This is a genomic window from Chitinophaga sp. LS1 (genome assembly GCF_034274695.1).
In the GTDB taxonomy this organism is placed as follows: domain Bacteria; phylum Bacteroidota; class Bacteroidia; order Chitinophagales; family Chitinophagaceae; genus Chitinophaga.
This window is the reverse complement of sequence record NZ_CP128362.1, coordinates 745661-769192: the sequence shown is the minus strand read 5'-3', so window position 1 is coordinate 769192 and position 23532 is coordinate 745661. Positions and strand designations below refer to the sequence as shown.

The window sequence follows — 23532 nt, the reverse complement described above, 5'->3', positions numbered from 1 at the left end:
TCCCTTATGCAAACGAGCAATGTATTTCATGCACCGAGGTTTGGTGCATATTTTAAAAAGCATATTGTTGATAATCTGCGGTTGTACCTGATGTCGTTGGTGGTGTTGGTAGGTGTATTGGTGGCGATAGGTGTAATCAGTATTTTGACCAACAACAGAGAGACTGTAAGGGTTTCCTTTATTTATCCTTTTTATGCCATTCTGTTGTTTGGCGCAGGTTTGATCTTTACCGGGTTTTCATTTATTCAGTTAGGCGACAAACCAAAAGGTATCGATTATCTGTTGTTGCCTGCTTCGCATTTTGAAAAATTCCTCACTACGTTATTGATTACGACAGCAGGGTTTTTACTGGTATATCACATTGCATTTGGAACAGCCACTTTCATAGGTGCAGGTTTAGTGTCTTTAAGCAGAGATACGCACGTCATGGATCCCAGTATGCCTGATGACTTCCGCAATGACATGACGCAACTTTACCACTGGTGGTTTATGGGACAGGCAATCATTTTGTTGGGATCTGTTTACTTCCCTAAGTACAGTATTATAAAAACCCTATTTGCAGTATTCATTTTTATCCTGGTCATTGGATTGGTAAATGCGGCATTTATGAACATATTGTTCTATGGTCATTTAATGCATTGGGCAGCTTCAGCGCCATTCTTTGGGGTTGGAATTACGGAACATCCGCATATGGAAGAATATCGATCCATCTTTTTGGAGTCGCCACATTGGATGCGGGAGACGCTGTACTTTATGTGGCGGTTTATATTGCCTCCGGTCTTGTGGGTATTGGCATATTTCAGGTTAAAAGATAAGGAAATTTAAAATTTCAACTCATGGAATTTAAAGAATCACAGGCTATATATCTGCAGATTGCGGATCATATATGCGAACAGATCTTGTTGGAAAAGTGGAAAGCAGAGGACCGGCTGCCATCCGTGAGGGAACTTGCAGTGCAAACGGAAGTCAACCCAAATACGGTGATGCGGACCTGTGAATATTTGCAGCAATATGAGATCATCTATAATAAAAGAGGGATTGGCTATTTCGTAGCGTCGGATGCGATGAAGCGGATTAAACAGCTGAAGAAGGAACGGTTCATGGAGAATGAGCTGCCGCAGTTCTTTCGGAATATCTACTTGCTGGATATAGAGCTGGATGAGCTGAAGACGCATTATGAGAAGTATAAGCGTTCACATTTCAGGTAATTAAATTTTACAAAAATGAAGACCAATATAAAATTGTTACTCTTTTTTGTTGGCATCGTATTGTTGTTGGTGCTGGCGTCAGATGTGGTATTATGGGCATATTTTAAGAAGGGGATAAATGGGGATGGAACGGTTTTAAGATTCCCGAAAAAGGGAGATAATGTCGAGGTAGCAAAGATGACTGTTTTACGTCCGTTCAAGGCGATTGTGATCAATGAAGATAATGTACGGATCATGTATGATACAGAAAATCGTATAGGGAATTTGGGAGGGGAGAGTGAAGTGCCTTCAAACTATTATAAACAGGTAGGAGATACTTTATACATCCTGCCAGGTGAGGGGAATGGGATCTCAGTGTATTGTAAGGCTGTTACATATATCAGGTTAGCAAAAGACAGTTTGCATGTGGAAATTGTCACTTTAAAACAGCCATTACTGGAAGTAACGGGATTGGATGATTGTTATGTGGAAATGTCGGGGTTGGAAATTGAAAATTTCACCTATAAAGGAGGAAAAAATAATAAAGTATTGACGCGTGAACTGGGCAATTTTGATACGATGAATGTGCAGTTGGGTTGGTATGGGAGTGTTGAACTGCAGGATGTGACTGTGAAGAATTTCAGTGTTAAAGCGGATAGTATGCGGGCATTGAGATTGGATGAGATTGGGTTGTCACAGCTAACGCAGTTTAAGAGGAATTAAAGTGTAAAAGAAATTAGCGTGTTAGCGAAGATTAAAAAGAATTAGAGGTGAGTAAGGTTTGATAGAAATTAGCGCGTTAGTGAAGATTAAGAGGAATTAGAGTTGAGTAAGGTTTGATAGAAATTAGCGCGTTAGTGAAGATTAAAGGAATTAGAGGTAAGTGAGGTTTGAAAGAAATTAGCGCGTTAGTGAAGATTAAGAGGAATTAGAGTTGAGTAAGGTTTGATAGAAATTAGCGCGTTAGTGAAGATTAAAGGAATTAGAGGTAAATGAGGTTTGAAAGCAATTAGCGCGTTAGTGAAGATTAAGAGGAATTAGAGGTGAGTAAGGTTTGAAAGCAATTAGCGCGTTAGTGAAGATTAAAGGAATTAGAGGTAAATGAGGTTTGAAAGCAATTAGCGCGTTAGTGAAGATTAAAAAGAATTAGAGGTGAGTGAAGTTTGAAAGAAATCAAGATTTGATAACGATATTGATATAAGCAAAACTATGTAAACAGAGCCCGCTATTGAGCGGGCTCTTAATGTTTTTAGATCTGTGTGGCCATTTTAAAACTTGCGTAGCGAGATAGACCATCTTTTATAGCTGCGTAGCAAGATAAGCCATAGCACCGATGCCGGTTTCAATCGCACGTTCATCGATATCAAATGTAGGTGTATGTACACCTGATGTGATACCTTTTGCCACATTTCCTGTACCCAATCTAAAGAAGCAGGCGGGAATAATCTGGCTATAAAATGCGAAGTCTTCAGCCCCCATTCTCACTTCTGTATCCTGTACATTTTCCTGTCCGAGATACTCTTCCGCCTTTGTTCTGGCGCGGCTGGTTACTTCCTCATTGTTATACAGGCAGGGATAACCTACCAATATATCAATTTCAATCTCTGCACCCATGGCATGGGCCAGTTCAGTCGCCTGTTTTTTGATGATCTCATGGGCTTTAAAGCGCCAGGTTTCGTCCATCGCTCTGAATGTACCCATCAGTTTTACTTCGCTGGGGATCACGTTGGTCGTATATCCACCATTGAATGCACAGATACTGAGTACGGAAGGAGAGAAAGGATTATTGTTCCGGCTGATCACCTGTTGTAAGCTTACAACGAGATGTGATGCCACGAGAATGGTATCAGTAGTCAGGTGAGGTTGGGCCGCGTGACCGCCTTTGCCTTTGATCGTGATATAGATCTCATCGGCACTGGCCATATACTGACCTGCACGGAAACCCAGTAAACCAGCTTCCATAGAAGGTTGTACGTGCATACCGATGATGGCATCGGGACGTGGGTTTTCCAGTGCGCCATCTTTGATCATGAGACTTGCGCCCCCCGGGTGTTTTTCTTCACCAGGCTGGAACAGTATTTTGATGGTGCCTTCAAACTCATCTTTCAGCTCCTGCAGGATGCGGGTAGCACCGAGCACGCAGGTAGTATGTACATCATGACCACAGGCATGCATGATACCGGAGTTCAATGACTTATAAGGTACATCGTTCGCTTCTGTGATGGGGAGGGCATCGATATCGGCACGGAGTGCGATGGTCTTTTTGGAAGGGTTTTTCCCTTCGATGATGGCCACGATACCGGTACCGGCTATGCCGGCAGTATATTTCACACCGAATGCATCCAGTTGTTGCTGAATGTACTTTGACGTTTCAAATTCCTGGAAGGACAGTTCGGGATGAGCGTGAATATGTCTTCTGATAGCAATGAACTCAGGCGCGTATTGGTGCGCGAGTTCCTTAATACGATTCTTCATTCCCTGCCTCTTTCTCTGGTTGTAGATTAATGGTGGCGGGCACTACGAATACACCGCCTGTGAAGCTGGATGACAATTTATCTCTCAGGTCCGCAGCTTCATCCCTGTTTTTGAAATCACCTATGCGTACTTTGAAGTAAGGTGCCTGGTAGTCCAGGTAAGTACGGTAATCAGGGTAGAGTTGCATCACCTTCGCTTTTATCTCGGTCGCTTCGTTTCTCTTGTTGGTAGAGATGACCTGTACCCTGAAACCTGGTTGGTTACGGATAGCGAGGGTATTGATATAGATCTGTTTTTTGATCAGCAGGTCGAGCCGGCTGTCTTTTACCACTTTCACGCCGCCGGTATTGGCAGCGGTGAGGGTATTGTCCTGAGCGGAAGCGAGGGTTCCGATCAGTAACCCGGATAATAATATGATTATGTGTTTCATGTTCAGTCGTTTAGAGGATTGGGGTATGGTTAATAAGCACCGGTGGTGCCGGTAGTCGCCTCCCCTTTAGCCTCTTTCATGAGAGCCACGCCGCTGGAAGTACCCAATCTGGTGGCGCCGGCAGCGATGAGCTCCTGGGCGAAGGCAAATGTACGAACTCCACCTGAAGCTTTTATCTGAATATTTTGTGGCAGATGTGCCCGCATGAGTTGTACGGCTTCGACGGAGGCGCCTTTTTCGGCGTATCCGGTGGATGTTTTGACATAGTCAACGCCGTATTTCGCATAGATCTCACAGCATTTTATGATCTCTTCTTCCAATAATATGCCACTTTCTATGATGACTTTCAGGATGACTTTATGTTGTTGGCTGCGGATGACTGCCATGATGTTGTTGATTTCTTTTTCGATATAGTCCCAGTCTTTGTTACGGATGGCGAGGAGGTTGGCGACCATGTCGATTTCGTCGGCGCCGTCAACGATGGCGAGGACGAGTTCGGCGAGTTTGGCTTCGATGGCCGAGTAGCCGAAGGGGAAGCCGATCACGGTGGCTACTTTGGTGGTGGTGCTGCTGGTGAAGGTTTTGGCAAGTTTTACGAAGGGGGGAGGGACGCATACTGCGGCGAAGTCGTATTCAACGGCTTCCATGCAGAGGTTTTTGATGTCTTCGAGGGTGGTGGTAGGTTTAAGGACCGTGTGGTCGATGTATTTGTTCAGCTGCATAGCGAGTGGTTTTCGGGTGCGAAGGTAGGGAAAATTGTAGGATTGTCAGGAATGAACGGGAATGGTTAAGGTGAGAAAAGGTTTATGCAGAATGAACAAAAATGGATCGTGGAAAGCTAGGCTGGGAGAGGGGAAGGGGGTAAATTTGAGGGGTAAATTATTGTTCATTATTAAAACAGAAAGTATGATTAACATTTTTTCGCAAGAGTATCTCGATAAAAAGTATGATGAGATAGCGAAAAACGCATTGGAGCGGGTTAAAAATAACACCCGGGAACAAAATATCCGTGAACTCATGGAAATGGGTATTTGTGATGAAAATGGGAATTACACCCCGGAATATGAAGATTTTCAATATTTAAAATGGGATAAATTAAATCAGTGTTTTTATGTATGATAACAGGCACCATGTAATCCTGGGTTTCCATGGATGTGATGAGGAAACCTGCCAGCGATTAGTAAATGATCCTAAGGAGTTTCATTTTAATAAAAATTCCTACGATTGGTTGGGGAATGGTATGTATTTCTGGGAGAATGATTTGGAAAGAGCCCGTCAGTGGGCGCTTGAAAAACAAAAACAAGGGAAAATCAGGAAAGCGGCAGTATTAGGAGCATTTATTGATCCAGGTAATTGTTGTGATTTTATGAATTCAAAATATACCGGGCAATTAGCAGATTATTATGTGAAATTGAATAAAATATTAGATGATATGCCACATAATGAAGATGTTAAATCTGATCCACATAAGGATAAATTGCTTCGAAAATTAGATTGTGCCGTAATTGAACAAATGCACAAAGAAATCAGTATCATCCAGGAAATTGAACATCGAAAATTGGGATTTATCCTTACACCAGGCTTCGACACCGTTCGCTGTGCTTTTCTTGAAGGTGCTCCTGCTTTTCCCGGTGCCGCTATAAAACTCAAGAACCATATCCAGATCTGCGTTCGTAACCCAAATAGTATCCTCGCCTTCTTCCGTCCCCGCCTCAAACCCTCCTCTATTCTAGCTGCGTAATCCTTTGTATATAAAAAACAAAGGGTGCCTCAGCTGAGACACCCTTTACTATTTTCATCCGGCAAGGACTACAAATCCTTCCCATGACATTGCTTAAACTTCTTACCACTTCCACAAGGACAAGGATCATTCCTTCCCACCTTAGGTCCCACCTTCACAGGATCCTGTTTCATCGGCTCTGCATTCGTAGCATACTCCTGCGCCTCATGACCATTGGTAGTTTCAAAATCCTGATGTGTCGCCTTCAGCTTACTCATATCAGTCTTCTGCTCACGTGCCTCCCTGATTGGCGGAGGTGCCTGCTGGCGCTGTTGCTGTTGTGCACGACCACCATCATCCTGCACAGGAATACCGCATTTACACAGGAAAGATACAATCTCTTTACTTGTCTCAGCAGTCACCTCTTTAAACAGGTTAAACGCTTCGAACTTATAAATCAACAGTGGATCTTTCTGTTCCCACACTGCACTCTGTACGGATTGTTTCAGGTCATCCATCGCACGCAGGTGCTCTTTCCACGCATCATCGATCAATGACAGGGTGATGTTACGTTCCAGTGAGTTGATCGTTTCATACCCATTGGTATCTACTACCTTCTGCAGGTTCGCCATTACATTCACACCTCTCTTCACGAAATCAGTAAATGGAATGGAGATATTCTCAACATGGTGGCCCTGTTCTTCATGGATCTGTTTGATCACAGGCAGTGTATTCTGTGCGATCTCCTGTACTTTGCGCTGGTAGTTTTCTTTCGCAGCGTGGTACAGTTTAGATGCCAGTTGGTTTACATCACCTTTCGTCAGCTCTTCCTGCGTTACATCGATATCGATCGCGAAGTTGAGGATGATATCCAGTTTCAGTGCTTCCAGGTCGCCGGTATCTTTATGTGTCGTTGCAAGGTTTTCAGCTACATCATAGAATGCATTGTCCACATCGATAGCCAGACGCTCACCAAACAAGGCGTGATTACGCTTCGCATAAATCACAGTACGTTGTTTGTTCATCACGTCATCATATTCCAACAGACGCTTACGGATACCGAAGTTATTTTCTTCTACTTTTTTCTGTGCTCTTTCGATAGAACGGGTGATCATGCTATGCTGAATCACTTCGCCTTCTTTATAACCCATACGGTCCATCAGACCAGCGATACGGTCAGAACCGAACATACGCATCAGGTCATCTTCCAGAGATACAAAGAACTGTGAAGTACCCGGATCTCCCTGACGACCGGCACGACCACGTAACTGACGGTCTACACGACGGCTTTCGTGGCGTTCAGTACCGATGATAGCCAGACCACCTGCATCTTTCACACCGGGGCCGAGCTTGATATCCGTACCACGACCTGCCATGTTGGTAGCGATGGTCACAGCACCTTTCAGACCAGCTTCTGCTACGATTTGTGCTTCACGGGCGTGTTGTTTTGCGTTCAATACATTGTGTGGCACTTTATCGAAGGTGAGCATCTTACTCAGTAACTCGGATACTTCTACGGAGGTAGTACCTACCAGTACAGGGCGTCCTTCGTTCTGCAGTTTCTTTACTTCTTCGATGACTGCTCTGTATTTATCGCGTTTGGTTTTGTATACCAGATCCTCATTATCCTTACGGGTAATAGGGAGGTTAGTTGGAATGGTAACAACATCCAGTTTGTAGATTTCCCAGAACTCACCTGCTTCTGTCACCGCTGTACCGGTCATACCAGCCAGTTTGTGATACATACGGAAGTAGTTCTGCAGGGTAACGGTAGCGAATGTTTGCGTAGCAGCTTCCACTTTTACGTTTTCTTTCGCTTCGATTGCCTGGTGCAGACCGTCAGAATAACGGCGGCCATCCAGGATACGACCTGTTTGTTCATCTACGATCTTCACTTTTCCATCCATTACTACATACTCCACATCTTTATCGAAGAGGGTGTATGCTTTCAGTAATTGCTGTACGGAGTGGATACGATCAGATTTCTGTGCGAAGTCCTGCAGCAGGGCTTCTTTACGATGTAATTTCTCATCAGCTGTCAGTTCCAGCTTTTCGAGATCAGCGATCTCAGAGCCGACATCGGGCATGATGAAGAAGTTTGGATCTTCACCGGATTGAGTGATCAGGTGAATACCTTTATCTGTCAGGTCTACAGTGTTGTTCTTTTCGTCGATGCTGAAGTACAGTTCTTCATCTACCTTCGGCATTTCGCGCTGTTGGTCGGCGATGTAGTAGTTTTCAGCTTTCTGTAATAATACTTTGATACCTGGTTCGCTCAGGTACTTGATCAGTGAGCTGCTTTTAGGCAAACCGCGCCATGCACGCATCAGGGCCAGACCACCTGTTTTAGGATCGTCTTTACCTTCAGCAATCAGTTTCTTTGCTTCGAGCAGGTACTGGGAAGTAGCTGCGCGTTGTGCATCGATCAGACGTTGGATGCGGGGTCTCAGTGCATGGAACTCCTGGTCGTCACCACGGGGAACCGGACCAGAGATGATGAGTGGGGTACGGGCGTCATCCACCAATACGCTATCCACCTCATCCACCATGGCAAAGTGGTGCTTACGTTGCACCATTTCGTCTGGTGTATGCACCATGTTGTCACGCAGGTAGTCAAAACCAAATTCGTTGTTAGTACCATAGGTAAGGTCAGCCAGGTAGGCGGCACGACGATCAGCAGTGTTTGGCTGGTGCTTGTCGATACAATCTACGGTGATATCCAGGAATTCGAAGATAGGACCATTCCACTCAGAGTCACGACGAGCGAGGTAGTCGTTCACCGTTACGATGTGAACACCTTCGCCAGCCAATGCATTCAGATAAGCAGGCAGGGTAGATACGAGGGTTTTACCTTCACCCGTAGCCATTTCGGAGATCTTACCTTCATGGAGCACGATACCACCTATGAGCTGTACGTCATAATGAACCATGTTCCAGGTTACCTGACTACCAGCGGCAGTCCAGGTATTCTTCCACGTCACTTTGTCACCTTCAATGGTCAGGTAATCCTTTCTTACTGCCAGGTCCCGGTCCAGCGGAGTGGCGGTAGCAGTAATAGTAGGATTGTTGGTGAAGAGATATGCAGTTGCTTTTACCACCGCAAATGCTTCAGGCAAAATTTCCTTCAGTATTTCTTCGATTTGTTTATCTCTGTCTTTCTTCAGCTTATCCACTTCCTGATAGATGGTATCCTTAGCGGTTACTTCTTCAGTCTGTTCAGCCTCAGTCTGTTTCTCGGCAATTACTCCGTCAATCTTCGACAAATGGGCTTTGATCCGTTGGCGAAAATCCTGCGTTTTGTTACGCAGCTGGTCTACAGGCAGGGATTGCAGTTTTTCATACTCCTCGTTGATCCTTTTCACTAAAGGCATGATCGTGTTGATGTCTCTCTCCGATTTATGCCCGCCAAAAAGTTTTGTTAAAAAACCTAACATGTCTAGTTTATTACGAATGATTGTTAAAATAGTTGTAGGGCCATAGGATACCTATGTTCCATTTCTGTTTCCTTACCCAAATATTATGCTTGGAAAGCAACCGGTGACAAGGTGTCAGCTATCCGGGTTTCGCGCAAGGCCCGTAAAATTAGGAATTATTTGCACATAGTGAAGCTGTAATGCCGTAGGATGACAGTTAAACCAGAAAAAATAAATTTTAATCCCACCAGAGGTACAAAGTCTTTGTGTCTTTCAGCTCCTGGACGAGATCTTCCACGTTTCCAATCCCTTCCTCTGCTATATCCGGACAAAAATTATGTATTTCCCTGGCAAAGGCTTCGAGGTCTGCGGGTGAAATATGCTCTATTCTGGCTTCAAACCAGTCGTTGCCTGCGCCAAGAATCTCCAGGGAGTATCGGTTATGCCAGTCGTGCAGTCTGAACAATAAGCTGTCATTGGAGATGTCATAATTAGGAGCCGCCGTGGATTTTAACCGGATAATGTCAAACTGATCATTGGATTTGATCACGGCATATTGATCAGGAAGGTTCCCATAATTTTCTTCAGATTTAAAGAGAAGATAACCGGCAGACCGTAGTTTTTTGCGGATCCGCTCGTATTTCTCTGGCTTTGGGTTATACTCAAACTCTATCCCTGCATCTTCTCCAAGGGAATGTAAAGGTACCGTAGTGAGTGTCCGGATGGCGGAAATAGCGCTCCGGTCAAAATGCAGGGAATCCGCCAAAACACGATCCTGTTCACTGATAGGTACCTCTTTCCCAAAGTTGGTGCAGGAAAAAAGGAGGGTGACAGCCGCAAAGGATAAAAGAACCTTGCTCATAGGTATTATTATATATTTCTCAATGTACAAAAATGAGTATAACCAGACAACCCTGGATCGAAATTTCATTATTAAAATGATTGATAATCAATGTTTTAAGCAAATAATTGACCTGGTTGCTGTACTCAAAAACATATTTTATACCACCATATAATCAATTCCTTCATCTATATCGTTCTGGTTTCAATTAGGATAAGCCGTAAAAAGTACACTTTAAAAAAAAGATATTATTAACGACCGTTTAACACCTTCATTTGTTACAACAGTCTACCTTTACATTATTAGGGTTTTCATAGGATAGTAAAACAAGAGCCGGATAGTCTTATCAGGCTCTTTATTTTTATATAAACATTTGTTTGTTAATTAATTCTACACTTCTTACTCATATTTTTCTTTCATTTTTACTATAATACTTTTATAATACAAGTAGACTATTGAGTCAATAAAAATTCTCCTATTTCAGGCGATTAAGAAATTTCATATAGAAATTTCCCCGGAGTTTTCTACATTTAAAAGCTGTGAAGCAACGACGTTATGAGATAATATCACGTGCACAAAACCCCCGTTTCATGCTGCGGGAAGAGAAAAACAAAACCTATCATAAAGAACAAAAAGTATTTGCCAATGAACCGTAAGTTAAGAATGGGAATGATTGGGGGCGGTAAGAATGCCTTCATCGGTGCTATTCATAGAATTGCAGCGAACATGGATGGACTGATTGAATTGAAAGCAGGTGCTTTCAGCTCTGACCCGGAGCTCTCTAAAGCCTCTGGCGAAATGTTGTTCCTCCACCCTGACAGGACCTATCCTGACTATAAGACGATGCTGGAGGCAGAAGCGAACAAACCGGCTGATGAAAAACTGGATTTTATTGCCATTGTTACGCCCAATCACGTGCACTTTGAACCAGCTATGCTCGCGCTGGAAAAAGGTTTCCATGTAGCCATCGACAAACCCATCACATTTACCCTCGAAGAAGCCAAACAACTGAAAGCAAAGGTGGAAGCTACCGGCCTCTCCCTACTACTCACCCACACTTACACTGGTTACCCAATGGTAAAGCAGGCGAAGCAAATGGTGAAAAACGGTGTATTTGGCAAGATCAGAAAGGTCTATGTTGAATATCCACAGGGTTGGCTCAGCACTTTCTCTGAAAAAGATAGTAAAGGTGCTGCCTGGCGTACAGACCCCAGCCGCTCTGGTAAAGCAGGTTGTATGGGCGATATCGGTACCCACGCTGCCAATCTGGCCGAGTATATCAGTGGGTTGAAAATAGACAAACTGTGTGCAGATCTCAATATCGTAGTTCCCGGTCGTGCACTGGATGACGACGGTGGTGTGCTGCTGAAATTCGATAATGGTGCTTCTGGTGTGCTCATTGCCTCTCAGGTAGCGGCTGGTGAAGAAAACAATCTCACCATCCGGGTATATGGTGAAAAAGGCGGCATCGAATGGTCACAGATGGAACCCAATACCCTGCTGGTAAAATGGCTGGATAAACCTACTGAAATTTATCGCGCCGGTAATAACTATGGTGCCCTGCAAAGTAGTTATGCCATCCACAATACCCGCACTCCCGGCGGACATCCGGAAGGTTACCTCGAAGCCTTTGGCAACCTGTATCGCAACTTCGCACTCACGCTGCAGGCTAAATTAAATGGTGAAACACCTGCCCCTGAAGCACTCGATTTCCCGGGTGTGGATGATGGTGTAAGAGGCATGGCCTTCATTGAGAACGTCGTGAAATCAGGACAGAGCAACGAAAAATGGACAAAATTTGAAATCTGATCTATTATGAAAACTATCAAAGGACCCGGTATATTTCTGGCGCAGTTCCTGGGTGACACTGCCCCTTTCAATTCATTGGAGAGCATCTGTAAATGGGCGGCAGGCTTAGGTTTTAAAGGCGTGCAGATCCCTACTTCCGATCCAAATATCTTCGATCTGCAAAAGGCTGCTGAAAGCAAAACTTATGCTGATGATATCAAAGGATTAGTGCAATCCACCGGTTTGGAAATCACTGAACTCTCCACTCACCTGCAGGGACAACTGGTAGCTGTGCATCCTGCATTCAGCGATCTGTTCGATGCATTTGCGCCTGCTGATAAAAGAGGTAAACCTGCTGCACGTACCGAATGGGCGGTGCAGCAACTGAAATATGCTGCAAAAGCAAGTCGTAACCTGGGCCTCGATGCGCATGCTACTTTCAGTGGTGCATTGCTCTGGCATACAGTGTATCCATGGCCACAGCGCCCTGCTGGCCTGGTTGAAACCGGGTTTAAAGAACTGGCGAACCGTTGGTTGCCGATCCTCAATGAATTTGAAGAGAATGGTGTAGACCTCTGTTATGAAATTCACCCGGGTGAAGATCTGCATGATGGCGCTACTTACGAACGTTTCCTGGAAGCGACTGGCAATCATAAACGTGCCTGCCTGCTGTACGATCCAAGTCATTTTGTATTACAATGTCTTGACTACCTGGAATATATCGACATCTATCATGAGAAGATCAAAATGTTCCATGTAAAAGATGCAGAATTCAATCCTACCGGCCGTTCCGGTGTATATGGCGGTTACCAGGGTTGGGTAGATCGTCCGGGTAGATTCCGTTCTCTGGGTGATGGCCAGGTTGATTTTAAAGCCGTGTTTAGTAAGCTCACGCAATATGATTTTTCAGGTTGGGCGGTGATGGAATGGGAGTGCTGCCTGAAGCATCCGGAAGAAGGTGCGAAAGAAGGTGCACCGTTCATCAAAGATCATATTATTCGTGTGACAGAAAAGGCGTTCGACGATTTTGCCAGTGCAGGCGCGGACGAAAGTCTGAACAGAAAGGTACTCGGTCTGGAATAAGGTGCTTTTCATCATAATTATCGTATTTAAATTATAAGGTTGCTTATATTACACAATCTGTATTTGTCATAATCTGAAATAGGACTTATAAAATGGAATCTAAAATGAGAATGCGTTATCTGGCACCATTCGTATTAAGTGCATTTTTCTTAGCCTCATGTGGTGGCAGCGGTAACAGCAGCGAAAAGAAAGACACATCAACAAGCAGCAGCGAAGCGCCTGTTGATAACTCAATGGTAAAGCAAGGTGCGGCGGAAGCAGCAGCTTCGAAAGGCGCGGGTCTGATTGCACAGTCGGACTGTCTGACATGCCACAAAGTAGATATGAAAGTGGTAGGCCCTGCTTACAAAGAAGTAGCTGCCAAATATGAAGCCTCTGAGGCAAACATCGAAATGCTGGCTGACAAAATCATCTCTGGTGGTAGTGGTCATTGGGGCGAAATTCCTATGCAGGCACACCCTAATGTATCGAAAGACGACGCCAAAGAAATGGTGAAATACATTCTGGCTTTAAAGTAGTCAAATAATTATCCGTAGCGGATTATGGATGCAATAATTTACGGGTCTCAACTATGTCATTCTGTGGGTGAACTGCGGAACCATTGTATAGCACGTATATTGATTCTTTCGTAATCCGCTTTGCTAAAATTCCAAACCCAAACAAATCCATTAATCATATGAAATTGCTCATTCCCGTTTTGGCGCTCAGTCTCTCGTCGGCCGCTGTTTTCGCGCAACAACCCAACACTTTAACTGCAAAAGAACAAAAGGACGGCTGGAAATTATTATTTGATGGCAAAACGACTACAGGCTGGCACTCTTATCTGCAATCCACTGCTACTGACAGGTGGAAGGTAACTGATGGCGCATTTGTACTCGATACTGCTGTGAAGAAAGGTGGTGGCGACCTCGTTACTAACGATGAATATGAAAACTACGATTTTACCTACGAATGGAAGATCTCTGAAGGTGGCAACAGTGGCCTGATCTTCAGCGTTCATGAAGATCCAAAATACGGTGCTACCTATCTGACAGGTGCTGAAATGCAGGTGCTGGACGATGCCCGTCATCCGGATGGTAAATATCCTAAACATAATTCCGGCGATCTGTATGATTTGAAAAAATCAACAAAGGACGCTGCAAAACCAGTAGGAGAGTGGAATAAAGCACGCATCCTGAAAAAGGACGGTCATCTCACCTTCTGGCTCAATGGCACTAAAACCATTGAAACCACTATTGGCAGCGATGAATGGAAGGAGCTGTTAGCGAATAGTAAGTTTAAAACCTGGGATGGTTTTATGAAATATGCGAAAGGTCACATCGCCCTGCAGGATCATGGCAATGTAGTGAGCTACCGCAGTCTCAAGATCAAAACACTCTAATGAATATGAAAAAACTGTTTGTTGGCATTGTATGTGCCACCGCACTGTTGATGTTGTATCCCATGACCCGGTTGATAGCCGCGGATCGTCCACGCCTGCTGGTTTTTTCTAAAACGATGGGCTTTCGTCATGATTGTATTCCTGTTGCTAAAGTAGCTTTCATCAAGCTGGGCCAGGAAAATGGATTTGATGTGGACACCACGGAAGACGCCAGTGCATTTGAATACAAGAATCTAAAGAAGTATGCGGCGGTGTTGTTTTTAAATACGACAGGCAATGTCCTGGACGACAAACAACAGGCTGCTATGGAAAAGTATATTCACAAAGGCGGTGGTTTCATGGGTATTCATGCTGCAACTGATACGGAGTATGACTGGCCATGGTACAATAAGCTGGTAGGGGCCTGGTTCACCAGCCATCCGGCACAACAGCAGGCTACCCTGCAGGTAGTAGACAAGAATAACGATGCCACCCGTCACCTGGGCGATAAATGGTCCAGATGGGATGAGTGGTACAATTTCAAAGACCTGAACCCCGATGTACATGTGCTCATCAAAATAGATGAGAGCAGTTATGAAGGTGGTAAGAACGGCGATAACCACCCCATGGCATGGTATCATGACTTCGATGGAGGCAGAGCTTTTTATACAGAGCTGGGGCATACCAAAGACTCGTATAGCGATAAGACGTACATGCGGCATGTACTGGGTGGACTCAGATATGTGATGGGCTTGAAAGCAGCTACCGCCAGCACAGCAGGAACCTTTTACTAATCATATAGAAAGCCCCCTGGAAATGGGGGCTTTTTCACGAAAACAACTATCATGCGATTGAGGTATGCTATTTACCTGGCTGCGCTTTGCGGAATTATCCTTTCCGGTTGCCAGTCAAAGATCAGACCCGGTAATCCCAGGGTACTGGTATTCTCGAAAACTGCCGGATTCCACCACGCCTCTATTCCTGCTGGTATTGCGGCGATTGAAAAACTGGGAAAAGAAAATGGATTCGATGTAGACACTACTACTAATGCCGAAATGTTCGTAGAAGATACTTTGCAGAAATATGCTGCTGTCATCTTCCTGAACACTACCGGCGATGTACTGAACAATTACCAGGAAGCAGATTTTGAAAGATATATTCAATCCGGTGGGGGGTATGTAGGTGTACATGCTGCTACGGATACTGAATATGAGTGGGGTTGGTATGGAGGACTGGCGGGTGCTTACTTTGACAGTCATCCTGCTGGTACACACAAAGCGACACTGATTGTAAAAGATAAGTCCTTTGGTCAGTTGCCCGATAAATGGGAACACGAAGACGAATGGTATAACTTCAAAAAGATCAGTCCCAATATCAAAGTTATTATGACGGTGGATGAGAAGACGTATGAAGGCGGGAAGAATGGAGACAATCATCCTATAAGCTGGTTCCACGATTATGATGGTGGCCGTGCGTTCTACACAGAACTCGGTCATACAGACGCTGCTTATAAAGAAGAGAATGTGCTGAAATTGTTACTGAGCGGTATTAAATATGCCATCGGTAAAAACCAGGTACTGGATTATAATGTGGCCACTACCCTGAGAGTGCCGGCTGAAGATCGCTTTACCAAGAATACCCTTGTATCCGGTGAGTTCTTCGAACCTACTGAGATGACTATTCTGCCTGATCTCAATATACTCATTGCACAGCGCAGAGGTGAGATCATGTACTTTGATCAGCAGGCGCATAAGTTGACGCAGGCTGGTTATTTAAGGGTGTACTACAAAACAGAAGTACCGAATGTGAACGCAGAAGAAGGTGTACTGGGTATCAGTGCGGATCCTGACTTTGCTACTAACCATTATGTATATATTTATTACTCTCCTGTTGATACCTCAGTGAATAGGTTGAGCCGTTTTACATTTGAAAACGGCCAGATCGATTCGGCTTCGGAGAAGATAGTGTTGCAGCTATATTCACAGCGTAATATCTGTTGTCATACAGGTGGTTCTATCGCCTTTGGCCCTGATCATTTATTGTACCTGTCCACAGGTGATAACTCCACACCGTTCGATGAACCAGGCCAGCAATATGTATCAAAAGGATATGCGCCGTTGGATGATCGTCCGGGTCACCTGAATTATGATGGTCGTCGTACATCCGCCAATACAAATGATCTGAGAGGAAAGATCCTTCGTTTGAAGATCAATCCGGATGGTACTTATTCCATTCCTGAGGGGAACCTCTTTAAGAAGGGAGCACCAAAGACCCGTCCTGAAATTTATGCAATGGGTACCCGTAACCCTTACCGTATTTCTGTGGACCGTAAAACGGGGTATGTGTATTGGGGTGAAGTAGGCCCTGATGCAAACAATGATGATCCGGAGCGTGGTCCAAGAGGGTATGATGAAATTAACCAGGCGAAGAAGCCGGGTAACTATGGTTATCCGATGTTCGTGGGTAACAACTATGCTTACCATCGTTACGATTACGAAACAGGAAAAGCCGGTGCTGCATTTGATCCTGCAAAACCTGTGAATGATTCACGTAATAATACCGGTATCAGAGATCTACCACCTGCTACACCAGCGATGATCTGGTATCCGTACGATAAATCGCCTGACTTCCCATCAATGGGTAGTGGTGGTCGTAATGCCATGGCAGGCCCTGTGTTTTACAATGAGTATTACCCCCAGGAAACACGTTTCCCTGATTACTACAGTGGTAAGTTCTTTATTTACGATTGGGTGAGAGGCTGGATCAAAGCGGTAACTTTTGATAAAGATGGAAACCTCTCCAAGACAGAACCATTCATGCCGCATACCAAATTCAATGCGATCATTGATATGGAAATGGGACCTGATGGCAGACTGTATGTACTGGAATATGGGAATGGCTGGTTTAGTAAGAACAAAGATGCAGGGTTGTCAAGAATTGACTTTAATGGTGGCAACCGTGCGCCAATAGCGAAGATCCAGGCAGACAAACTATCTGGTGGTTTACCATTCAAAGTGAAACTGAGTGCAAAAGGATCATCAGATCCTGACCATGATCCGCTTACTTACATCTGGTACCTGGGTAATGGAAATAAGAAAGAAACGAAAGAACCGGAGACAGAAGTAACGTATGCAGTAGCTGGTGAATATGCAGTATCAGTAGAAGTGCTGGATGATAAAGGCACCAGTACCCGTAGTGAAGGCATTGCGTTGTACGCAGGTAATGAAACACCGGAAGTAAAGATCAATATCACGGGTAATAAAACTTTCTACTTCCCAGGCAAACAGGTAGCTTATGATGTACAGGTAAGTGACAAGGAAGATGCTAACAATATAAAACCTGAGAACATGTACATCCGTGCAGAATACATGGAAGGTAGCGATCAGGCGGCGATTCCCCAGCAGGGGCATCAGATCATCACAGGGGTGATAGCAGGTAAGAACCTGTTTGAATCAGGTGATTGTAAGACCTGTCATAAGCTGGATGAAAAATCGATCGGTCCTTCCTTTAAACAGGTAGCGGAGAAATATAAAGATGATCCGAATGCGAAAGATTATCTGGCGAATAAGATCATCCAGGGTGGTGGTGGCGTATGGGGCGAAACAGCGATGTCAGCGCATCCTACCCTCACATCAGGAGAAGCACATCAACTGGCAGATTATGTGATGTCGCAGAGTGGAGATAACAAAGCACCTGCTTCGTTGCCACAGAAAGGAACAGTGTCTCCAACAGCAGGTAAGCCGGAGAAAGATAATGGTGTGTTGTACCTGATAGCCAGTTATACAGATCAGGGAGGTCCGAATATTCGTCCGCTAACGGGAACGGCTACAGCAATGCTGAAGAGCCCTAAACTGGTAGCGGCTAATTATGATCAGTCTTTTGGTGTAACTACGTTTGAAGCAAATGACATCAAGTTCCTGATCCCTACTGCGAACAGCTGGGTAAGTTATAATAACCTGGATCTGACAGGCGTGACGGGTGTGGGTATCAGCTATTATTCACAGGAGTCTTTGCAGTATGGATATAATGTGCAGTTGTTCCTGGATAAAGAGAGTGGTACTAAGTTAGGCGAGGTGGTAATAGGGCCGGGAGCTAAAGTAAAAGTACCCAATACAGCTACGATCAACTTTGCACCGGTGGCAGATGGTAAGCCGCATAATCTGTATATAAAGATTACGGCAGCAGATGCAGGGGAGAAGACATCGTTGGGGATGAGTAGATTTGAATTGTTATCAAAATAAATTGCAATTATTATCGAAATAAATGCAACGGCCTGCGGTGATCACCGCAGGCCGTTGCATTTTAAGCATAAATACTTACAATCTCAATCGTATACCACTCGCCGATTCTCAGGATCACGCCTGATATATCAAGCTCCGCCTTCATTCCAACAGCCACAAATTCACTCTCCCCTTCATCACTGAAATAATAAGGCCCATACACAGCAGCACCCAGATTAAACTGAATTGAAACAGGAATATGATCGTGGGCGATGATACAATAATCAACCATACCTAAGGAACTCTCGCTAAGACCTGTAACAGGCCAGGTAATAGACTCAGCAGCGGCCACGATTTTAGAATAACGAACAGGCAAAATGGAAAAACCGGACATATATTACGAGGAGTGCAGGTGTTTTGGGATCAATCTTCTCATGAGTAGGATGTGGGTTATCAGGAAAACAAAACTTAATCCTACTGAAGGTAAAGATTATTCCCCTTATTTCCCTGCTTTTTTACGTCCGGCATAAATATAATTGATCATCAAAACAGCGATCAGGATGAACAGGCCAAAGAACTCCCTGGTTTCTTCAATCCATGGCTGCGAGGCTTTCATGGTCTCTGCAATGTTCTCCCCATGATGTTTGGTCGCCCAATCCCATACACCATTCTGATCAAAGAATTTATAGACTGCATAACACAGATATACCAGACTACCTGCTACATATGCTTTTTTATAAAATTTGCCCATGGCTGCCAGTGCACAGCATGCAGCTCCGTACAAATAGATAGGCATCCAGATATATGGATCCGGATCATTGTATTGCAATCCTGCGAAAATGATGAAGAGGATGCACCATATAATGTTGAATAATTTCATAAAGAGACCTGATGTTGTAGAATATTTCACCAATATATAAAAAAAATATACCTTTGCCCCGAATTCCTTATTTCATCACTTTTTAAAACACAAGGAATCATGCTGAACCGTACCCACATATCACCCATCGATCTTGCCGCATAGTCCGGCAGGACACCCCGTTTCCAATTAATTTTTCCTGATTAAAAATTTAGTTGCGGCATTGCTATGCCCGCACGAAGCATTCTTATGAGCAATTTAAAAGCAAAAGAGCTCAGCAGGATCGGCTATACAGACGATCGTGCCCGGAGCCTTGTGATTAATATATTTTCTAAACACTTTAAGCATCATACAAAAGAAGAAGCGATCTCTTTATTGAATGATATTAAAGACAATCCCACTACTTATCGTAATGATGAAGTACTGGGAAAAATAGCTGCGACCTTCCTTGATGAAGTAGCAGTAAAACCTTTCCGTGCACATACCCTCCTGGAAACAACAGGTGATGTAAAAGTGTATGGCGCCAAAGAAATAGAAGCCGGTGCCAAAAGACAAATGGAGATAGCGATGACGCTGCCCGTTGCTGTGCAGGGCGCTTTAATGCCTGATGCACATACAGGCTATGGGCTGCCTATTGGTGGTGTGCTCGCTACGCACAATGCGGTGATCCCTTATGCAGTAGGAGTGGATATCGGGTGCAGAATGGCACTCTCTATCTTAGATACAGGCGAGAGTTTTCTGAAGCGATATTCTTTTCAGTTAAAAACTGCGTTGAAAAATTTCACGCACTTTGGATTGGAAGGTGGATTGGATATAGCGCAGGAACATGCTGTGCTGGATCATTCTACATTCAAAGAAACTGATTTGTTAAGAAGGTTGCAGTCAAAAGCAGCCAGGCAGTTAGGTACATCAGGTACCGGAAATCACTTTGTGGAATTTGGCCTGATCACCTTGAATGAAGACAATGCATTGGGCATTGCAGCAGGTGAGTATCTCGCACTCTTATCACACTCAGGTAGCAGGGGGTTAGGTGCTGCAATTGCGCAGTATTATACAAAGATCGCGATGGATACCTGCAAGTTGCCCAGGGAGGCACAACAACTGGCGTGGTTAGATCTCGACACACAGGCAGGACAGGAGTACTGGATGAGTATGCAGCTGGCAGGTGATTATGCCAAAGCATGTCATGACAGGATTCATGCAAATCTGCTGAAAGAAACGGGTTTGCAGGCACTGGCTACGATTGAGAACCATCACAACTTTGCATGGGAAGATACGTTGGCAGATGGCCGCAAGGCGATCATCCACCGGAAAGGTGCGACGCCTGCGCATGCAGGTGAGTTAGGTATTATTCCGGGTAGTATGACGACTGCAGCTTACCTGGTATCAGGCAAAGGTGTACCGGCTTCTTTGTACTCTGCCTCACATGGTGCAGGCAGGGCCATGAGTCGCACCCGCGCAAAAGAAAACGTAACTATGTCTGCACTGAAGAAAATGTTGGCCGATGCCAATGTTACACTCATCGGTGGGAGCGTAGAAGAAAATCCGCTGGCATACAAAGACATAGAACGTGTGATAGATGCACAGCGGGAGTTAGTAAACATTGAGGGAAGATTCGTTCCCCGCATAGTAAGAATGTATAAAGAATAAGTAATGGACAAAGCTATTCCTGCAAATGGGCGATGTTTCATTTGCGGGCAGCCACTGTGCTGAAATGAACACTATTACATCAGTAAACATATTGATAATCAATTGTTTTATTGTTGGCATACTTTTCCGGCCTGCAATGACCATGAGCAACTACCTGCACACAGCCATTCGCAGTTTGCAACACCGCAAAGCGTATGCGTTCATTAATATTACGGGCCTTGCTATTGGCATAGCCTGTATTATTCTCATCTATGCCACGGTGGCTTATCACCTGCGTACTGACAATTTTCATTTGCACAAAGAGCAGATCTACCGGATCATTTCGAAATTCCATATGGATGAACAGGCGTCGGTCAATACAGGAGTACCTGGCCCTTTGCCTGATCGTTTCAAAAATGATTATGGCATTGCAGAGCAGGTGACACACCTGGACATGCTAAGTAATAAACGCATAGCAGTGACGCGTGGTCAGAATTTCCTGGAAGACATTGCTTTCACTGATCCTGCTTATTTCGAGATATTCAACTTTCCGTTATTAAGCGGTAATACCCATGGCGTGGTCATTACCGAAAGGATCGCGCATAAATATTTTGGTCAGCAGGACCCGGTAGGGCAAAGTTTATTGCTGGATGACACCATGCGTTTTCAGATCAGTGGCGTATTGAAAGACCTGCCTGCAAATACAGACCTGCGGCAGGAGATCTTTTTCCCTTTTGATAAATTGAAAGGCTATCAACAGTGGATGGTAGAAGACTGGTGGATGAGTGTAAATAAATCGGTGCAATGTTTTATCAGGCTGAAGCCCGGTATTACGCAAGCTGTGGCAGACCAGGCATTGAAAGATCTTGCTAACAAAGCATATGGAAATGAAGAAAGTTTATTTGCCTTTGTCACTCAACCTTTGGGAGACATTCACTTTAATACTGCACTGGATGGGGTGATTCGGGAAAGTACCTTATGGATGATATCCTGTATAGGGCTTTTATTGATCATTACTACCTGTATCAATTTTATAAATCTGTCTGTAGCGCAGGCCTGGAGCCGTTCCAAAGAGATTGGTGTAAGAAAAGCATTGGGAAGTTTCCGTTGGCAGCTGTTTATGCAGTTCATTACTGAAACGGCGATATTGACAATAGCAGCTATGGCAGTGGGTGTGTTGCTGGCATGGCTGGGATTACCTTTTTTAAACAACCTGTTGCACACGACGATAAGCTGGTGGAATGTGCGTGGCTGGAGTTTTTTAATCGTGCTTTTTATAAGCATCGTATTAATATCCGGCATGTACCCGGGACTGATTATTTCAGGGTTGCGGCCGGTAGTGGCATTACAGCAAAAAAAGGCGGCCAGTGGATTTTCTTTCAGAAGGGGATTAGTGATTGTACAATTTGCTATTTCACAATTGCTGATCATTTGTACCATTATCATCGCCAATCAAATGAGGTATACACAGGAAGCAGATCCGGGATTTCGCAGATCGGCCATCGTGATGCTGCCGGTACCGGACAATGATGCGGCAAAGGTACATGCATTGTCAGGTAAGCTGGGTGATATTAGTGGATTTACATTTTGCCGGTCAGCCCCGGCAGCAGATTACTCTCCCTCTACGGGAATTGTTTGTAACAACCGGAATGTTTCTGTCGCTTATAAGACGGCGGATGCGAATTATATTCCTTTTTTCGGATTGCAGTTGATCGCTGGAAGAAATGTGACGGCTTCAGATACGATGAGTGAGTTTGTGGTGAATGAAACGGCCGTAAAGAAACTGGGATTTAGCTCACCCCGTGAAATAATCGGGTATCCAGCAACTGTGAATGGGGCAAAGGGTACAGTAGTAGGTGTAGTGAAAGATTTTCATTACCGCTCATTTCACGAATCGATAGAGCCCTTAGTGATCACCACCCTCATATACACCTATCAGAATTGTGCAGTGAGTATTAATATGGCAAGGGCACCGCAAATGATGGCAGCAGTGGAAAATGCCTGGAAGGCGGTATATCCTGCTTATATTTTTCAGTCCGGTTTCCTGGATGATGACATGGCGAAATTGTACCAGAAGGACCTGATTATTTATGAGCTGGTTCGCATATTTACATTGATCTCGGTGGTGATTGGTTGTATTGGTTTGTATGGGTTGATTTCTTTTATGGCAGCACAGCGTACGAAGGAAGTGGGGATCCGGAAGACATTGGGTGCCGGGCTGGGAAATATATTGTGGTTGTTTGGAAAAGAATTTTTCCTGTTGTTGATAGCTGGTTTTGTAGTCGCTGCGCCGGTAGGCTGGTGGGTGATGCACCGCTGGCTGGATTCTTTTGTGTACAGGACGGAGCCGGGGATTACTGTTTTTGTTGCGGCAATTTTGTTTTCGATGCTGATCACAGTGGTGACGGTAGGATGGCGGGCAATAAAGACGGCGAATATAAATCCTGTGAAGAGTCTTCGCACTGAGTAAATGAATTAATCTGTCATATAAAAAGAGGGTGTATCGGTCTTGCGATACACCCTCTTT

General features: G+C 44.5%; 20 protein-coding genes. 13 read left to right on the top strand and 7 right to left on the bottom strand.

Translation table 11 applies throughout. The annotated features are described in order from the left end of the window. The first annotated feature begins 6 nt into the window (after nt 1–6). The 3 genes from QQL36_RS03140 to QQL36_RS03130 are packed head-to-tail and all read left to right on the top strand — an operon-like array spanning nt 7 to nt 1910. The gene (locus QQL36_RS03140) at nt 7–825 is read left to right on the top strand and encodes a hypothetical protein (protein WP_321568873.1); all 819 of its coding nucleotides are present in this window, start codon (nt 7–9) and stop codon (nt 823–825) included. 11 nt (nt 826–836) lie between these two features. Continuing rightward, nucleotides 837–1208, top strand: a complete 372-nt coding sequence (locus QQL36_RS03135) for a GntR family transcriptional regulator (RefSeq protein WP_083720101.1) — start codon at nt 837–839, stop codon at nt 1206–1208. A gap of 15 nt (nt 1209–1223) precedes the next feature. Next, complete coding sequence (locus QQL36_RS03130) at nt 1224–1910, top strand: hypothetical protein (protein ID WP_321568872.1); 687 nt, start codon at nt 1224–1226, stop codon at nt 1908–1910. Between the two features lie 576 nt (nt 1911–2486). On the opposite strand, the gene QQL36_RS03125 is transcribed toward QQL36_RS03130, so the two are convergent. From QQL36_RS03125 to deoC, 3 genes are read right to left on the bottom strand one after another with little or no spacing between them, the layout of a single operon-like run. Then, on the bottom strand, nt 2487–3662 hold the full coding sequence (locus QQL36_RS03125; RefSeq protein WP_321568871.1) for a M20 family metallopeptidase: 1176 nt from the start codon (nt 3660–3662) through the stop codon (nt 2487–2489). Beyond that, nucleotides 3646–4092 carry an SPOR domain-containing protein gene (locus tag QQL36_RS03120; RefSeq protein WP_083720104.1) on the bottom strand — a complete coding sequence of 149 codons (447 nt, stop codon included), beginning with the start codon at nt 4090–4092 and terminating at the stop codon, nt 3646–3648. Before QQL36_RS03120 ends, QQL36_RS03125 begins: the two co-directional genes overlap by 17 nt. A 29-nt stretch (nt 4093–4121) precedes the next feature. After that, nucleotides 4122–4814 (bottom strand): deoxyribose-phosphate aldolase, encoded by a 693-nt coding sequence (deoC, locus tag QQL36_RS03115; RefSeq protein WP_083720105.1) that lies wholly within the window; start codon nt 4812–4814, stop codon nt 4122–4124. 184 nt (nt 4815–4998) lie between these two features. Between deoC and QQL36_RS03110 the strand changes: the two genes are divergently transcribed. After that, entirely contained in the window at nt 4999–5211 is a 213-nt protein-coding gene (locus tag QQL36_RS03110; protein ID WP_321568870.1) for a hypothetical protein, read from the top strand. After that, nucleotides 5204–5833, top strand: coding sequence for a hypothetical protein (locus tag QQL36_RS03105; protein WP_321568869.1), 630 nt, complete (start codon nt 5204–5206; stop codon nt 5831–5833). The genes QQL36_RS03110 and QQL36_RS03105 overlap by 8 nt, the downstream gene beginning before the upstream one ends. A 68-nt stretch (nt 5834–5901) precedes the next feature. Here QQL36_RS03105 and secA read toward each other — a convergent pair whose 3' ends face one another. Next, nucleotides 5902–9246, bottom strand: a complete 3345-nt coding sequence (gene secA, locus QQL36_RS03100) for a preprotein translocase subunit SecA (protein ID WP_083720108.1) — start codon at nt 9244–9246, stop codon at nt 5902–5904. 217 nt (nt 9247–9463) lie between these two features. Next, nucleotides 9464–10087, bottom strand: coding sequence for a DUF4253 domain-containing protein (locus QQL36_RS03095; RefSeq protein WP_321568868.1), 624 nt, complete (start codon nt 10085–10087; stop codon nt 9464–9466). Between the two features lie 624 nt (nt 10088–10711). On the opposite strand from QQL36_RS03095, the gene QQL36_RS03090 reads away from it, so the two are divergent. The 6 genes from QQL36_RS03090 to QQL36_RS03065 all read left to right on the top strand — a co-directional run bounded on the left by QQL36_RS03090 (nt 10712) and on the right by QQL36_RS03065 (nt 18538). Continuing rightward, entirely contained in the window at nt 10712–11875 is a 1164-nt protein-coding gene (locus QQL36_RS03090; protein WP_321568867.1) for a Gfo/Idh/MocA family oxidoreductase, read from the top strand. Nucleotides 11876–11881: 6 nt separating this feature from the next. Continuing rightward, nucleotides 11882–12937, top strand: a complete 1056-nt coding sequence (locus QQL36_RS03085; protein WP_083720111.1) for a sugar phosphate isomerase/epimerase family protein — start codon at nt 11882–11884, stop codon at nt 12935–12937. A 104-nt stretch (nt 12938–13041) separates the two neighbouring features. Further along, nucleotides 13042–13455: a c-type cytochrome gene (locus tag QQL36_RS03080; RefSeq protein ID WP_083720336.1), complete on the top strand. Its 414-nt coding sequence runs from the start codon at nt 13042–13044 to the stop codon at nt 13453–13455. 158 nt (nt 13456–13613) lie between these two features. Then, nucleotides 13614–14318 carry a DUF1080 domain-containing protein gene (locus tag QQL36_RS03075; protein ID WP_321568866.1) on the top strand — a complete coding sequence of 235 codons (705 nt, stop codon included), beginning with the start codon at nt 13614–13616 and terminating at the stop codon, nt 14316–14318. A gap of 5 nt (nt 14319–14323) precedes the next feature. Next, entirely contained in the window at nt 14324–15091 is a 768-nt protein-coding gene (locus tag QQL36_RS03070) for a ThuA domain-containing protein (RefSeq protein WP_321568865.1), read from the top strand. Between the two features lie 51 nt (nt 15092–15142). Beyond that, a complete protein-coding gene (locus QQL36_RS03065; protein ID WP_321568864.1) occupies nt 15143–18538 on the top strand; it encodes a ThuA domain-containing protein in 3396 nt (1131 codons plus the stop codon). Nucleotides 18539–18599: 61 nt separating this feature from the next. On the opposite strand, the gene QQL36_RS03060 is transcribed toward QQL36_RS03065, so the two are convergent. Further along, on the bottom strand, nt 18600–18911 hold the full coding sequence (locus QQL36_RS03060; RefSeq protein ID WP_083720114.1) for a hypothetical protein: 312 nt from the start codon (nt 18909–18911) through the stop codon (nt 18600–18602). A gap of 105 nt (nt 18912–19016) precedes the next feature. Beyond that, on the bottom strand, nt 19017–19397 hold the full coding sequence (locus QQL36_RS03055; RefSeq protein WP_143708669.1) for a transmembrane 220 family protein: 381 nt from the start codon (nt 19395–19397) through the stop codon (nt 19017–19019). A gap of 228 nt (nt 19398–19625) precedes the next feature. Here QQL36_RS03055 and QQL36_RS03050 point away from each other — a divergent pair, with 228 nt between their 5' ends. Together QQL36_RS03050 and QQL36_RS03045 are read left to right on the top strand one after the other, a co-directional pair. Beyond that, nucleotides 19626–21026 carry an RtcB family protein gene (locus tag QQL36_RS03050; RefSeq protein WP_321568863.1) on the top strand — a complete coding sequence of 467 codons (1401 nt, stop codon included), beginning with the start codon at nt 19626–19628 and terminating at the stop codon, nt 21024–21026. A 136-nt stretch (nt 21027–21162) separates the two neighbouring features. Beyond that, nucleotides 21163–23475, top strand: a complete 2313-nt coding sequence (locus tag QQL36_RS03045; protein WP_321568862.1) for an ABC transporter permease — start codon at nt 21163–21165, stop codon at nt 23473–23475. Nucleotides 23476–23532 lie beyond the last annotated feature (57 nt).